Raw genomic sequence first — 12500 nt, 5'->3', positions numbered from 1 at the left:
ACGGACCGGGTGCCGGCGGCGGTCAGCGCCTCGGCGCGCCCGCGTTCGGTGTCCAGGATCCGTCGAGCGCCACGCCTGCCGCCTCGGCGACCCGGGCGCGGGACTCCAGCAGCCGGGTGCGCAGCGCCGGCAGGTCGACGCCGAGCAGCCGGCCGTTTCGCTTGACCGGCTTTCCGGCGATGAAGACGCTGTCCACCAGCCCGGGGTGACCGGCGGAGACGACCGTGCCGATGGGGTCCGTGACCGGGAAGACCGTGAGGTCCTCGGCGTCGAGGAGGATGAAGTCGGCGTCCTTGCCGACGCCGAGGCTGCCCGTCCGGACGTCGAGTCCACAGGTGCGGGCGCCGTCCACCGTGGCGAATTCGACGAAGTCCCGTGCCGTGAGGCCGCCGTTCAGACCGCGCTGGACGGAGAACGCCGTGCGCATGGTGGCGAACATGTCGCCACCGGCGGACGGGCAGTCGTCGACGGACAGCGACGGGCGGATTCCGGCGGCCAGCATGCGGCCGGTCTCGGGCCAGCCGAAGCCCATCTTCAGCTCGACGTCCGGGCTGATCGTCACCGAGCAGCCCGCGTCGGCCATCATCGCCACCTGGTCGTCCGAGACGCCGTTCGCGTGCACGAAGGTCGTGCGGTCATCCAGCAGTCCGCGGTCACGCATCTCCGCGATGGGGCGGTCCCCGCTGGGCCAGCCCGTGGCGGCGTGTACGTGGACGCTCACCCGCAGCCCGAGTTCCCGCGCCAGCGCGACATCGGCCGCGGTGGTGTCCATCGAGGTCAGCTGCGGACCGCGCAGCCCCAACGCCATTCCCTCGTCGGTCAGTTGGGATCGCACGCGCTTGACCTCGGCGGCGATCGAGTCGTCGGCGAAGCCCGCGCCGTAGCAGAACACCGAGTGGCCCGGCGCGTCCCGCAGCGCCTGGATCGCGGCGTCGGCGTTCTCCGGGCGGTCGGAGCAGTGGAACCAGTCGAGCATGGTCGTGACGCCCGAGCTCAGCGCCTCGATCCGGCCCAGCAGATTGCCCAGGTACACGTCCTCCGGCCGGTAGTGCGGCCGGAGCGTGCCGTGCATGGCGGCGCCGTACTCGCGGAACGTCCAGTTGGCGCCGATGCCACGGAAGGCGGTCTGCCAGGTGTGCCGGTGGGTGTCGATGAAACCGGGCATCACGATCTTGCCGCGGGCGTCGACGACCTCGGCGTCGGCCGTGTCCACGTCGGCGGCGATCGCCGCTATCCGGCCGTCCTCGATGAGCAGGTCGCCCTGCGGGAGATCGCCGACGGCCGGGTCCATGCTGACCACCATGCCGCCGCGCACCAATGTCCTCATCGGGTGAGCTCCTCTCACACAGGTGACGCAGGTTGACTCAGTTGACGCATCAACTCTAGGCGTCACTGAGTTGATGCGTCAACTGGGTGATCCCGGCGGGTAGGATTTCCGCCATGACGGAGACCCGCGATCTGGACCCCGAGGAGTGGGAGTTCTGGGGCGCCTGGACGCGTGCGCAGCGGCTGCTCGCCCAGGAGCTCGACCGTGCGCTCCAACGTGACTTCGGCATCTCGAAGGCCGAGTTCAGCGTGCTGATGACCTTGTGGCGCGCGGCCGGGCGCGAGCTGCGCGTCGGCGAGCTCTCCGAGTCGCTCGGCTGGGAGAAGAGCCGCGTCTCGCACCAGCTGACCCGCATGGAGAAGCGCGGTTTCGTGGCACGGACCGAGAGCGGCGCCCACGGCCGCCGTACCGGGACCCGGCTGACCGCCGAGGGGCGCGGCGCCGTGGAGAGTGCCATCACCGGGCACGCGGGCAACATCCGCCGCCACTTCTTCGACCCGCTCACTCCACAGCAGGCCGATGCCATCCGGGCGTGGAGCGAGCAGACGATCGAGCGCCTCGAAGCGCACGGCGACGTCTCCGCCTGACGACCGATGCCGCGTCGGCCCCGCAGGGCCTCATGCCTTCTTTCCGCGGCGTCTCGTCACGGCCAGGAGTTCCGCCGCGGGGCCGACGGGGACGCGTCCCGAGGCCCAGACGGCTCGCAAGGCGCGGCGTAGTTCGATGCCCTCGACCTCCACCGACACCAGGCGGCCATCGGCGAGATCGGCGGCCACCGCGAGCTCGCTGATCACCGCCGGGCCGGTTCCGGCGATCACGGCATTGCGGACGGCGGTCGCCGACCCCAGCTCCAGGAGGGGCAGCGGTTCGCCCAGTCCGGCCTTGCGCAGAGCCTGGTCCAGGGTCTCCCGGGTGCCCGATCCGCGTTCCCGCAGCACCAGTGGCGCGGCCACGAGCTCGGCGACGCTCAGCGGGCGACGGCGGCGCGTCCAGGGGTGCCCCGGGGCGACCACCACGAGCAGCCGGTCGCGGGCGACCTGCCGGGCGGACAGCCCCGCCGGGGCCCGCGGCGACTCGACGAACCCCAGGTCCACCGCCCCGCTGCGGAGCAGCTCCGGAACCTGTTCGCTGTTGGTCACCTGGAGGCCGACGTACAACTCCGGCCGGGTGCGGCGCAGCTCGCCGATCCAGCCCGGTGCCAGACACTCGGCCACCGTCATGCTGGCCGCCACCCTCAGCTCGGCGTCCCGCTTCGTACGCAGCGCCTCCGTGCCGGTCAGCAGCGCGTCCATCTCCTGAAGGACCCGCTGCGCCCAGCCCGCCACGGCCCGGCCCGCGTCGGTGAGCCGCGATCCCCGCCGCGTCCGCTCCACCAGCACCAGGCCCAGCCTGCGCTCCAGCGCGGACAGCCGCTTGCTCGCCGACGGCTGCGCAAGACCGAGCCGCGCCGCCGCACCGCTCAGGCTTCCCACGTCGCCGACCAGGACGAGCAGCCGCAGCGATTCCGGATCCGGCAACTGGCTCATAGCTCCAGGGTATGGGCCGGGCCCGGGCGGCAGTCATGCCTCTTGGCTATGACCTCCTCACGATCTCGGGGCTACAGCCACGGCCCGGGCCGCAGCAGAGTCGAGGCCATGAGCGAAGACCTGGACCGCACGGCCCCCGCACGGCCGGAGGCTGCTGCACGGCCGGAGGGCGAACCGGCACGGCCGGAGGGCGAACCGGCACGGCCGGAGGCCGAACCGGCGCGGGCGCCCCGGTCCGCCGTGGCCCCTCTCGTACCCGGCCTGGCCCTGGTCCTGGCTCTCGCGGTGGCGGGCACGGCGGTGGGGGAGCTGCTCCCGCTCGTCGGCGGCCCGGTGGCCGGGATCGTCCTCGGGGTGCTGCTGGCCGCCACGAAGAGGCCAGGAGCACGGTGGCGTCCCGGCATCGGTTTCGCGAGCAACCGGGTCCTCCAGACCTCGGTCGTCGTCCTGGGCGCGCAACTGTCGCCGGCCCAGATCGTCCAGGTGGGCGTCGGCTCGATTCCGGTGCTGATCGGCTCGTTGGTGGTCTGTCTGACCGCCGCGTACGGCATCGGCCGGTGGCTCGGCATCGTCGGGGACCTGCGCACGCTGATCGGCGTGGGCACGGGCGTCTGCGGCGCGTCGGCGATCGCGGCGACCGCCCCGGTCATCGGGGCGGCCGGGGTGGAGGTGGCCTACGCGGTCTCCACCATCTTCCTGTTCAACGTCGCCGCCGTGCTCACCTTCCCGCTGCTCGGCCACCTCCTGGGGATGAGCGGGCACAGCTTCGGCCTCTTCGCGGGGACGGCGGTCAACGACACGTCCTCGGTGGTCGCCGCGGCCACCAGCTACGGCGGGACCGCGGCGGACCACGCGGTCGTCGTCAAGCTCACCCGCAGCCTCATGATCATCCCCATCTGCGTGGGACTGGCCTGGCTGGTGCGACGCCGCGACCGCGCCGTGGCCGCGGCGGAGGCCACGGCCCGCCCCCGGCTTCGGGTGGTCAAGCTGGTGCCCGGGTTCCTGATCGGCTTCCTGCTGATGACCGCGGCGAACGGCATCGGTCTCATCCCGGCCGCCGCCCACCACGGACTCGGTGAGCTCTCGGTCTTCCTCATCACCGTCGCGCTCTCCGCGACGGGCCTGTCCACCGACCTCGCCGCACTGCGCCGCACCGGCGCCCGGCCGCTCGTTCTCGGTGCCTGTCTGTGGGTGGTGGTCTCGGTCACCAGCCTCGTTCTCCAACTCCTGACCGGTTCCCTGTGAGCGGGAGCCCGGCCGCGAAGTCGCCCGCATGGAGAAGGACCACGGATCGGGCTACTGGCCGGGGATGCCCAGTTGGCCGGCCACGGCGGAGAGGGCCGTTCCCAGTGGGAGCGCGACCCGGGTGACGGCGTGCCGGTCGCCCCGGGTCGGGTCGAGGTTGACGATCAGCACCGGCTTTCCGGCCTGGGCCGCCTGGCGGACGAACCGGAGCCCGGACATCACCGTCAGTGAGGAGCCCAGGACCAGCAACGAGGCCGCCCCACGGACCAGCTCGCGGCAGTGCTCGACCCGCTTCGGCGGTACGGCTTCACCGAAGAACACCACGTCCGGTTTGAGGATGCCGCCGCAGACCGTACAGGGCACCACGCGGAAGTCCCCGACCTGTTCGTCGGTGAGATCGGCGTCGCCGTCCGGGTTGATTCCGGCGGCCACCGGCGCGAAGCCCGCATTGGCCTCCTCCAGCCGCCGGGCGAGTTCGCGGCGTGGGCTGAAGGTGCCGCAGGAGAGGCAGACGACCCGGTCCAGGCTTCCGTGGAGTTCGACGACGCCCTCGCTGCCGGCCGCCTGGTGCAGGCCGTCGACGTTCTGGGTGATCACGCCCGAGAGCAGGCCGTGCCGCGCGAACGCGGCCACGGCCCGGTGTCCGGCGTTGGGGCGGGCGCGGCCGAAGGTGCGCCACCCGAGGTGGCTGCGGGCCCAGTACCGGCGCCGGGCCGGGGCGCCGGCGGTGAAGTCCTGGTAGGTCATCGGGGTGTGCCGGCTCAGGCTTCCGTCCGCGCCCCGGTAGTCGGGGATGCCCGACTCCGTGGAGATGCCCGCCCCGCTGAGCACCAGTACGCCGCCGGTGCTCAGCGCGTCGGCGACCGGCGCCAGATCGGTACTGCCCGGCGGCAGGTCCTCGGCTGGGGTCCAGCTCAAAGTTGGGCGCATGCGCATGCCGCCAGAGTACGGAACGCGGCGCGGATGACACCTGGCGTATACGATTCGGGCATATGGTCCATTATGTCCGCAATTGGGGAGTGGTGTCGTGGAGGGGATTGCCGATATGGGCGGTACCCCGGGATGGGGTCCCGTTCATCCGCCGAGGCGTGCTGAGCCGGTCTTCGAGGAGACCTGGCAGGGCCGGGCGTTCGCGCTGGCGACTCTCTCCGGCCGCATCGCGTACGGCGGGGTCAACCTGGACGCCTTCCGGCACGCGCTCGAGCGTCTGGACCGGGCCGCCTATCTGGACGACGGCTACTTCGGGCGGTGGCTCAACGGCGCGGAGCTGATGCTCACCGACAGCGCCATCCTGGCGCCGGGTGCCCTCGACGCCCGCGCCCGCAACCTGCGGGGCGAACACGTGGCGGAGCCGCCGGTCCCCGAGCCCGCGGTACCCGACTACGCGCCGACCGCCGAGGGCTCGCTGCGTTCCGTGGCCACCGCCCCCGCCTTCGCCGTCGGCGAGCGGGTACGGGCCAAGGCCCTGCCGGTGCCCGGGCACACCCGGCTGCCGGGCTATGTACGGGGACACACCGGGACGGTCGAGATCGTCCAGCCCGCCTTCGTGCTGCCGGACACCAACGCCCACTTCCAGGGCGAGCATCCGTGCCACGTCTACTCGGTGCGATTCGCCTCCCGCGAGCTGTGGGGCGCCGACGCCGAACCCTTCGCGCTCACCGTCGACCTGTTCGAGAGCTATCTGGAGAACACCTCATGACCGCCACCGACGACGGGCCGGGCGAGCCCCTTCCCGCGGCCCTGCGCACCGAGGCGCTCGAGCAACTGCTCACCGAGCGGGGCCTGATCGACCCGAAGGTGATGGACGGGTTGATCACCACCTATGAGACCAACGTGGGCCCGCTCAACGGCGCCAAGGTCGTCGCCAGGGCCTGGACCGACCCGGAGTACCGGCGGCGGCTGCTCGACGATGGCACGGCGGCCATCGCCGAGCTCGGCTTCTCGGGGGCGCAGGGCGAGCACATCGTCGTCGTGGAGAACACCGCGACCACCCACAACGTGGTGGTGTGCACCCTGTGCTCGTGCTACCCGTGGCCGGTGCTCGGTCTGCCGCCGAGCTGGTACAAGGACCCCGCCTACCGCGCACGCGTGGTGAAGGAGCCCCGCACGGTGCTGTCCGAGATGGGACTCGAACTCGACGACGACGTGCGGATCACCGTCCACGACTCCACCAGTGAGGTGCGCTGGTTCGTACTGCCCGAGCGTCCGCCCGGCACCGAGCACCTCTCCGAGGAGGAACTCGTGCCGCTGGTGACCCGGGACGCGATGGTCGGCGTGGCCAAGGTGGCGGCGCCATGACCGCGCCGCTGGACATCGAGGGTCCGGCCGCGCCACCGCGCTCCAACGGCGAGTTGGTGTTCGCCGAACCCTGGGAGGGCCGCGCCTTCGCCATGGCCGTCGGCCTGTACGAGGCGGGCGCGTTCAGCTGGCCGCGGTTCCAGGCCGCGCTGATCGCCCGGATCGCGGCCTGGGAGAGCGCTCCGGCACAGGACGAGCCATATCGCTACTACCGGCTCTGGCTGGCCGCCCTGGAGGACGTGCTCGTCGGCCTGCGCGTCGTCTCCACGGACGACGTGGACGCACGCGCCCACGCCCTGGCGCGACGTTCCCCGGGCCACGACCACCGGGACGGCCACTCGCACGGTCAAGGAGCGTGAGCCTCGCCCCGCGCCGCGCGGTCACCCCCGGCAGGCGCAGGGCCGCTCGTCGAAACCGGCGAACCGGTAGGCGATCTCCATCATCCGGTTGCGGTCGGTGGGGCGGAAGTCGGCCAGCAGATGGACACCGGCCCGCCCGGCCTGGTCGTCCAGCCAGTTCGGGATCATCGTCCCGGCGCCGAACGCCACCACCCGGCACGAGGTGGCGAGCAGCATGAGATGCCGTGCCTCCCGGTGCAGGCCGGTGATCACATCCCGGATCGCCTCGGACAGGACGACGTCAGGTCACCCTCGGCCCAGCGCGTGGTCGGCCAGAATCAGCTGGCACACCTCGTTGCTGCCCTCGATGATTTCCATGAGCTTGGCGTCGCGGTACGCCCGCGCGACGACATGACCGTCCTGCGCCCCGGCCGACGCGAGCACTTGGACCGCGGCGGCCGCCCCCTTGGCCGCGTGCCCGGCACTGACGTACTTCGCCAGCACGATGGCGGGGACCAGACCGGCGTCGTTGTCGTCCCAGCAGCGGCTGGCGTGCTCGCAGGCCCGGGTGGCGACCTGCTCGGCGGTCCACAGGTCGGCCAGGTGCCGGGCGACGAGCTGGTGCCGCCCCAGCGGCCGGCCGAACTGGTGCCGGGATCCGGCGTGTTCGACGGCCGCCGCCACACTGGCCCGCAGGATTCCGACACAGCCCCAGGCGACGGACATCCGGCCGTACGCCAGGGCCGTCGTCACCAGCAGGGACAGCGGCTGCCGACCGCCGCCCAGCAGCCTGCCGAGCGGCAACCGCACATCGTCCAGCCGGACTTCCGCGTGCCCGGCCGCCCGGCAGCCCAGCGGATCGGCCACCCGCCGCACCCGCACCCCGGGGGCGGTCCGGTCCACGACCACCACGGCACCTCCCTCGTCCATCCGGGCGACGACCAGGATGAGATCGGCGTAGTCGGCGGCGGTCACCCACTTCTTGTGGCCGTTGAGCAGCAGGGTGTCCCCGTCGACCGTGACGGTGGTCTCGATGGCCGACAGGTCGCTGCCCGCCTGGGGTTCGCTGAAGGCCACGGCCGCCGTCCCGCCCGAGGCGAGCCGCGGCAGCAGCTCCGCCGCCTGCGCCGGGTCACCGAGCCGTTCCACGGTCCACGCGGCCATGCCCTGCGAGGTCATGACGCTCCGCAGCGAGCCGCACAGACTGCCGACATGGGCGGTGAACTCGCCGTTGTCCGCGCTGCTCCAGCCCGGTCCGCCGTACTCCGCCGGGATCTGGGCGGCGAGCTGCCCGGCGGCGGCCAGCTTCCGCACCAGGTCCTCGGGCAGCCGGCCCGCCCGGTCCCAGCCGGACGCCCGGTCGCCGACCAGTTCGGTGACCGCCGAGGCCGCCGAGGCGACGGGCTCACGCACCGGGGCCGCCGGGGGCGGGCTGCCGGAGCCGTTCGACCAGCGCGGCCATCCGCCGCACCGTGCGGAAGTTCTCCATCCGCAGATCGGCGCCGCGGATGGCGATGCCGTACGACGTCTCCAGGTGCACCACCAGCTCCATGGCGAAGAGCGAGGACAGTCCGCCGGAGCCGAAGACGTCCTTGTCGGTTGCCCAGGTGGTCCCCGTACGCTTCGTCAGGTACCCCAGCATTTCCGTCTGGACGGCGCTGGAGTCCGGCACCGGTCGATCGGATGACGTGGTCATGCCTGTTCTCCCTCGTACTCGTAGAAGCCGCGCCCGCTCTTGCGGCCGAGGTGGCCGGCCCGCACCATCTCCAGCAGCACATCGCAGGGGCGGCACCCTTCGTCACCGGTCCGGCTGTGCAGCACCCACAGCGAGTCGACCAGGTTGTCAAGACCGATGAGGTCGGCGGTGCGCAGCGGGCCCGTCGGATGACCCAGGCACCCCCGCATGAGCCGGTCGACCGACTCGGCGCTCGCGGTACCGGCCGCCACCACCCGCACCGCATCGTTGATCATGGGGTGCGGAATGCGGCTGGTGACGAAGCCCGGCGCGTCGTCGACCACGATCGGCTCCCGGCGCAGCGCGGCGAGCAGCGCCCGCAGCGCGTCCAGGGTGGCCTCCCCGGTGCGGGTGCCCCGGATGACCTCGACCGTGCCCGGGAGCGGATCGCGTGCTCCCGGGCCGCCGTCGCCGGTGGTCACTCCTCCGAGCGGCTGGCGCCGGCCCGGGGAGGTCGCGGTGGCATGAGATCGTCCGTGGGGTCGGTGTAGAACTGCTGCGCCCACTGCCGGTACCGGCCGATCGGACCGTCGCCCTTGGCGAGCTTCGGGTGCTCGACATGCTCCTGGTAGTGCCACATCAGCAGGTCCGCGCCGGTGTCCACGCTCGCCACCCGCTGGAGGACGGCGCTGAGCAGCCGGGCGACGGGCATCGCCGCCGCGCGCCCCACCGCCCCGGGCACACCGGGGATGCCGTTCAGCTCCAGCTTCGTACCGAACCGGAGCTGGATGCGCCCCGGGCTGGTGGGGGTCGCGTGGAGCATCACATAGAGGGTGCCCGCGTCCCCTGGCAGGACCGTGCGCGCCGCGATGGTGCCCAGTCCGATCACCGTGAGCGTGTAGGACTGGCGGAACCCGCGCATCATGGTGCCGCGGGCGGTCGCCGTGACGGTGCTGGTCGGTTCCCCGGCCACCGGAGTGCCCTCGATGTCGAGACCTTTGAGGCCGTGCAACGCCGGCAGATGACCCCAGTCGAAGGCGTTCTCGATGACGTCCTGCGGGTGACCGGCGATGTCGAAGGTGTCGTGGCTGTACGGTTGCCGGTCGTCCATGGGGAAGACCGGGACCTCCCACCGCGGAGGCATGCCGAGGGCATGCCACCACACGTAGATCGAGCCGTTGGCCTCGCACACCGGGTACTGCGCCAGCGACGCCTTCGGCGGTGGTCTGTCGTAACCCGTGCGCACACAGGTACCGGCCGGGTCGAACGCGAACCGGTGGAAGGGGCAGACGATGTCCTCGCCCTCGACCGAACCGCCGACCCCGAGATGCGCCCCCAGATGCGGGCACCGGGGCGGGACGGCCCGCAGCACGCCCTTGGCCGTGCGGTAGAGGACGACCTCCGTGCCCGCGAGCGGACGGGTGGTGACGGAGCCGGGTCGCACCTCGTCGGTGAAGGCCAGGCAGAACCACCCGTTCGGACAGGGGAGGGAAGGAGTGCGCAGACTGTCGGCCGGGGCCGCGCTGGGCAGGCGGACCCTCCGGGCGTTGAGAAGCTGCTTCACCAGGGGCTTCAGGTGAGGCTTCACGGCATCACTCCTAGTGCTTCACCGGGCAGCCGCCGGCGCCCGGTGGCGTGGACGGGTGGGCGGGTGTGGACCGCGGCGTGGCCGAGTGCGGTTCGGCGTCGCCGGTGCCGCTCGTCCGCCGCTCACTGATCCGCAGGCGCAGCCCGCGCGAACTCAGGCTGGTCTCCACCTTGGGCTGGAACGGCTGGTCGCCGACGGGGGTCAGCTCCCAGCGGGCGACGATGGCGGTGAGGGCCAGGATGGCCTCGGTGAGGGCGAACTGGTCCCCGATGCACTTGCGCGCCCCGGCGCCGAACGGGATGTAGGCGGCCCGGTCGGGCTGGCCGCCGAGCCAGCGGTCCGGGTCGAACCGGTCGGGCTCGGGGTAGAGGTCCGGCCTGCGGTGCAGCAGGTACGGGCTGAGCACGATGGTGCTGCCGCCCTTGAGCTGTACCCCGCCGAGCTCGGTGTCCTGCCGGACCGCGCGGGTCATCATCCAGGCGGGCGGATACAGCCGCAGTGTCTCGGTCACCACCCGGGCGGCCAGGTCGAGCGAGGGCAGCCGCGCGGGATCGACCTTCCCACCGGCCAGGACCTGATGGGTCTCGGCCTGGAGCCGGCGCTGGACGTCCGGGCTCGTGGCGAGCAGATGCATCGCCCAGGCCAGGGTGATGGCCGTGGTCTCCATCCCGCCGAGGAAGAACGTGAGGGCCTCGTCCGCCAGTTCGGTGTCGCTCAGTTGCTTCTGGCCGTCCCGGCTCTCCTCGTCGACCGCCGCGACCAGCGTGGAGAGCAGGTCGGCATGGTCGGTCGGATCGGCACGCCGCTCGGCGATGATCTCCGCGATGGTGGCCGACAGCCGGTCGCGGGCCTGGTCGTACCGCCGCTTCCGCGGAGTCGGCACCCGGCGCAGCAGGGCCGGTGTCATCATCCGGCGGAAGAACGCGGTCACGATGGTGGAGGTGTCGGCGAGGGCCCGCCGCATGGTCTCCGCCGGGAGCGAGCCGCTGAACATCGTCTCCATGGTGGCGCGCGTCGTCAGCGTCATCATTTCCTGGGTGATGTCGAGGACGTCGCCATCGCGCCAGGATCCCGCCTTCGCCTCGGCCGCCCGGGCGAACACCGCCCCGTACCCGGCGAGCCGGGTGGGGTGGAACGACGGCTGGCACAGCCGCCGCTGCCGACGGTGCAGGGGGTACGGGCAGGTGGACAGGCCGTCGCCGATGACCTCGCGGATCCGGTCGTAGATCGGGCCGCCCTTGTCGAAGACCCGGTCGTTCAGGAACACCTGCCGGGTCAGGTCCGGATCGCAGATCATCATGGCGGTGCTCGGGCCCAGCCGGACGCGGACCATCTCGCGGTAGCCGGACAGGGACATGATGAACGCCAGCGGATCGCGGAGCAGCGGCAGCGCATGGCCCAGCAGCGGCAGGGCCCGCGGAGCCAGCGGCACCGACGCGGCGGTCGCCGTACTCGTGTCCGTCATGACCAACCTCCTTCTGTGTGTGAGCGACCGGCCGGTGCCATGGCGACGGGATCGCGGGTGATCTCGAGCAGCGCGGTGGTCCAGCGGAAGCCGACCCCGAAACTCACGACCAGGACGCGCTCCCCGGCCCGCAGCGTGCCGGAGCGGAACGCCCGGTCGAGGGCGAGCAGGACGTCGGACGGGCCGGCGTGGCCGAGGTGCCGGCCGTAGGTCCAGCTGGTGTCGTCGGCACGGAGGCCGAGCGGTGAGCCGGAGAGCAGCATGTCGAGCACGACCGACCCGATCGCGATGGGCACCACGTGCGCGATGTCCGCCGGTTTCACGGCGGCCTCGTCGAGGACGGTCTGGACGCAGCGGTGGGTGGCCCGTCGCAGCACGTCGATATGGGGCATGAACCCGGTCTCCTCGACGGGGGACCGCCGGGCGACACCGGTGTGGCCCGCCCTGGTCCGGGTCTGCCCCTCCAGCCGCGACTCCGTGACATGGGCGGTCGCCACCAGGCGGGCGAAGCCCGTGCCCCGGGTGAGGACGGCGGCGGCGCCGGCGTCACCGGCCACATAACCCAACTCCCGGGAATAGCCCCACCGTTCGTCCGGGAACCGGGCACCGGTCGTGACCAGCGCGGCCTTCGCGTCCGGCCGGGCGGCGAGGTGGTCGGCCGCGGCGACGAGCGCGGCGGCCCCGCCGTCACTGGCGGCGCCGACCTCGATCCCGGCGGTGTCCTTTCCGCCCAGCACCCGCATCAGATAGGCCGAGGGCGTGTAGTGGTCCGGGTCCTGGAAACCGGCGTGCACGAGCAGGCTCAAGGAGGCACTGGCGACGTCCGCGTGGCGCAGTGCCTTGAGCGCGGCCCGGGCCGCCATCTGGGTGGCCGTGTCGTCCTTCGAGACGGCGGCCGAGGTGAATCCGTTGAGCGCCATGATGGAGGGCTGCCCGGCGCCCGGCCCGCCCGTCGGCTGGTGCTCGGGCCTGATGGGGGGTATCCACGCCCCGGTCCCGGCGATCGTGATGTCCTGCCACAACACTGCTGTCTCCTCC

Annotated in this window: 13 protein-coding genes and 2 pseudogenes; 5 read left to right on the top strand and 10 right to left on the bottom strand. The window is 72.4% G+C overall.

The features are described 5' to 3' along the window. Window positions 1-22: 22 nt before the first annotated feature. Entirely contained in the window at window positions 23-1327 is a 1305-nt protein-coding gene (locus tag ABD329_RS15610; protein WP_198278521.1) for an amidohydrolase family protein, read from the bottom strand. 113 nt (window positions 1328-1440) lie between these two features. Here ABD329_RS15610 and ABD329_RS15605 point away from each other — a divergent pair, with 113 nt between their 5' ends. After that, window positions 1441-1914, top strand: a complete 474-nt coding sequence (locus ABD329_RS15605; protein WP_198278522.1) for a MarR family winged helix-turn-helix transcriptional regulator — start codon at window positions 1441-1443, stop codon at window positions 1912-1914. Window positions 1915-1944: 30 nt separating this feature from the next. Here ABD329_RS15605 and ABD329_RS15600 read toward each other — a convergent pair whose 3' ends face one another. Further along, on the bottom strand, window positions 1945-2853 hold the full coding sequence (locus ABD329_RS15600) for a LysR family transcriptional regulator (RefSeq protein ID WP_198278523.1): 909 nt from the start codon (window positions 2851-2853) through the stop codon (window positions 1945-1947). A 108-nt stretch (window positions 2854-2961) separates the two neighbouring features. Here ABD329_RS15600 and ABD329_RS15595 point away from each other — a divergent pair, with 108 nt between their 5' ends. Further along, window positions 2962-4098: a YeiH family protein gene (locus ABD329_RS15595; protein WP_198278524.1), complete on the top strand. Its 1137-nt coding sequence runs from the start codon at window positions 2962-2964 to the stop codon at window positions 4096-4098. A gap of 51 nt (window positions 4099-4149) precedes the next feature. On the opposite strand, the gene ABD329_RS15590 is transcribed toward ABD329_RS15595, so the two are convergent. Then, on the bottom strand, window positions 4150-5034 hold the full coding sequence (locus ABD329_RS15590; RefSeq protein WP_198278525.1) for an NAD-dependent protein deacetylase: 885 nt from the start codon (window positions 5032-5034) through the stop codon (window positions 4150-4152). A 91-nt stretch (window positions 5035-5125) separates the two neighbouring features. On the opposite strand from ABD329_RS15590, the gene nthB reads away from it, so the two are divergent. Genes nthB through ABD329_RS15575 form a run of 3 tightly spaced genes read left to right on the top strand, consistent with a single transcriptional unit; the run spans window position 5126 to window position 6755 of the window. Next, window positions 5126-5797, top strand: coding sequence for a nitrile hydratase subunit beta (gene nthB, locus ABD329_RS15585; RefSeq protein WP_198278526.1), 672 nt, complete (start codon window positions 5126-5128; stop codon window positions 5795-5797). Next, a complete protein-coding gene (nthA, locus tag ABD329_RS15580) occupies window positions 5794-6396 on the top strand; it encodes a nitrile hydratase subunit alpha (RefSeq protein WP_198278527.1) in 603 nt (200 codons plus the stop codon). Before nthB ends, nthA begins: the two co-directional genes overlap by 4 nt. Further along, entirely contained in the window at window positions 6393-6755 is a 363-nt protein-coding gene (locus tag ABD329_RS15575; protein WP_198278528.1) for a nitrile hydratase accessory protein, read from the top strand. The genes nthA and ABD329_RS15575 overlap by 4 nt, the downstream gene beginning before the upstream one ends. Window positions 6756-6785: 30 nt before the next feature. Here ABD329_RS15575 and ABD329_RS15570 read toward each other — a convergent pair. The 7 genes and pseudogenes from ABD329_RS15570 to ABD329_RS15540 all read right to left on the bottom strand — a co-directional run. Continuing rightward, window positions 6786-6977, bottom strand: a pseudogene (locus ABD329_RS15570) (HAD-IIIC family phosphatase); the annotation flags it as partial. 63 nt (window positions 6978-7040) lie between these two features. Beyond that, window positions 7041-8147, bottom strand: a complete 1107-nt coding sequence (locus ABD329_RS15565) for an acyl-CoA dehydrogenase family protein (RefSeq protein ID WP_198278529.1) — start codon at window positions 8145-8147, stop codon at window positions 7041-7043. Further along, window positions 8140-8430 (bottom strand): acyl carrier protein, encoded by a 291-nt coding sequence (locus ABD329_RS15560; protein ID WP_198278530.1) that lies wholly within the window; start codon window positions 8428-8430, stop codon window positions 8140-8142. The genes ABD329_RS15565 and ABD329_RS15560 overlap by 8 nt, the downstream gene beginning before the upstream one ends. Continuing rightward, a pseudogene (locus ABD329_RS15555) lies at window positions 8427-8843 on the bottom strand (3-hydroxyacyl-CoA dehydrogenase family protein); the annotation flags it as partial. The pseudogene ABD329_RS15555 and the gene ABD329_RS15560, both read right to left, overlap by 4 nt. 44 nt (window positions 8844-8887) lie before the next feature. After that, window positions 8888-9997, bottom strand: coding sequence for a Rieske 2Fe-2S domain-containing protein (locus ABD329_RS15550; protein ID WP_214665119.1), 1110 nt, complete (start codon window positions 9995-9997; stop codon window positions 8888-8890). Between the two features lie 10 nt (window positions 9998-10007). Beyond that, window positions 10008-11462: a cytochrome P450 gene (locus ABD329_RS15545; protein ID WP_198278532.1), complete on the bottom strand. Its 1455-nt coding sequence runs from the start codon at window positions 11460-11462 to the stop codon at window positions 10008-10010. Next, on the bottom strand, window positions 11459-12487 hold the full coding sequence (locus ABD329_RS15540) for a 3-oxoacyl-[acyl-carrier-protein] synthase III C-terminal domain-containing protein (RefSeq protein WP_198278533.1): 1029 nt from the start codon (window positions 12485-12487) through the stop codon (window positions 11459-11461). The genes ABD329_RS15545 and ABD329_RS15540 overlap by 4 nt, the downstream gene beginning before the upstream one ends. Window positions 12488-12500 lie beyond the last annotated feature (13 nt).

The sequence above is a fragment of the Streptomyces javensis genome (genome assembly GCF_039525925.1).
Taxonomy (GTDB): domain Bacteria; phylum Actinomycetota; class Actinomycetes; order Streptomycetales; family Streptomycetaceae; genus Streptomyces; species Streptomyces asiaticus.
Note: the sequence above shows the minus strand (reverse complement) of the source record. Positions and strands in the feature narration are given on the sequence as shown.

What these genes read in the sequence shown, in the direction of transcription:
- ABD329_RS15545 (WP_198278532.1), bottom strand. Translation starts at nt 11,462, where the DNA reads ATGACGGACACGAGTACGGCGACCGCCGCGTCGGTGCCGCTGGCTCCG.
- ABD329_RS15605 (WP_198278522.1), top strand. Translation starts at nt 1,441, where the DNA reads ATGACGGAGACCCGCGATCTGGACCCCGAGGAGTGGGAGTTCTGGGGC.
- nthA (WP_198278527.1), top strand. Translation starts at nt 5,794, where the DNA reads ATGACCGCCACCGACGACGGGCCGGGCGAGCCCCTTCCCGCGGCCCTG.
- ABD329_RS15575 (WP_198278528.1), top strand. Translation starts at nt 6,393, where the DNA reads ATGACCGCGCCGCTGGACATCGAGGGTCCGGCCGCGCCACCGCGCTCC.
- ABD329_RS15590 (WP_198278525.1), bottom strand. Translation starts at nt 5,034, where the DNA reads ATGCGCATGCGCCCAACTTTGAGCTGGACCCCAGCCGAGGACCTGCCG.
- ABD329_RS15600 (WP_198278523.1), bottom strand. Translation starts at nt 2,853, where the DNA reads ATGAGCCAGTTGCCGGATCCGGAATCGCTGCGGCTGCTCGTCCTGGTC.
- ABD329_RS15560 (WP_198278530.1), bottom strand. Translation starts at nt 8,430, where the DNA reads ATGACCACGTCATCCGATCGACCGGTGCCGGACTCCAGCGCCGTCCAG.
- ABD329_RS15610 (WP_198278521.1), bottom strand. Translation starts at nt 1,327, where the DNA reads ATGAGGACATTGGTGCGCGGCGGCATGGTGGTCAGCATGGACCCGGCC.
- ABD329_RS15595 (WP_198278524.1), top strand. Translation starts at nt 2,962, where the DNA reads ATGAGCGAAGACCTGGACCGCACGGCCCCCGCACGGCCGGAGGCTGCT.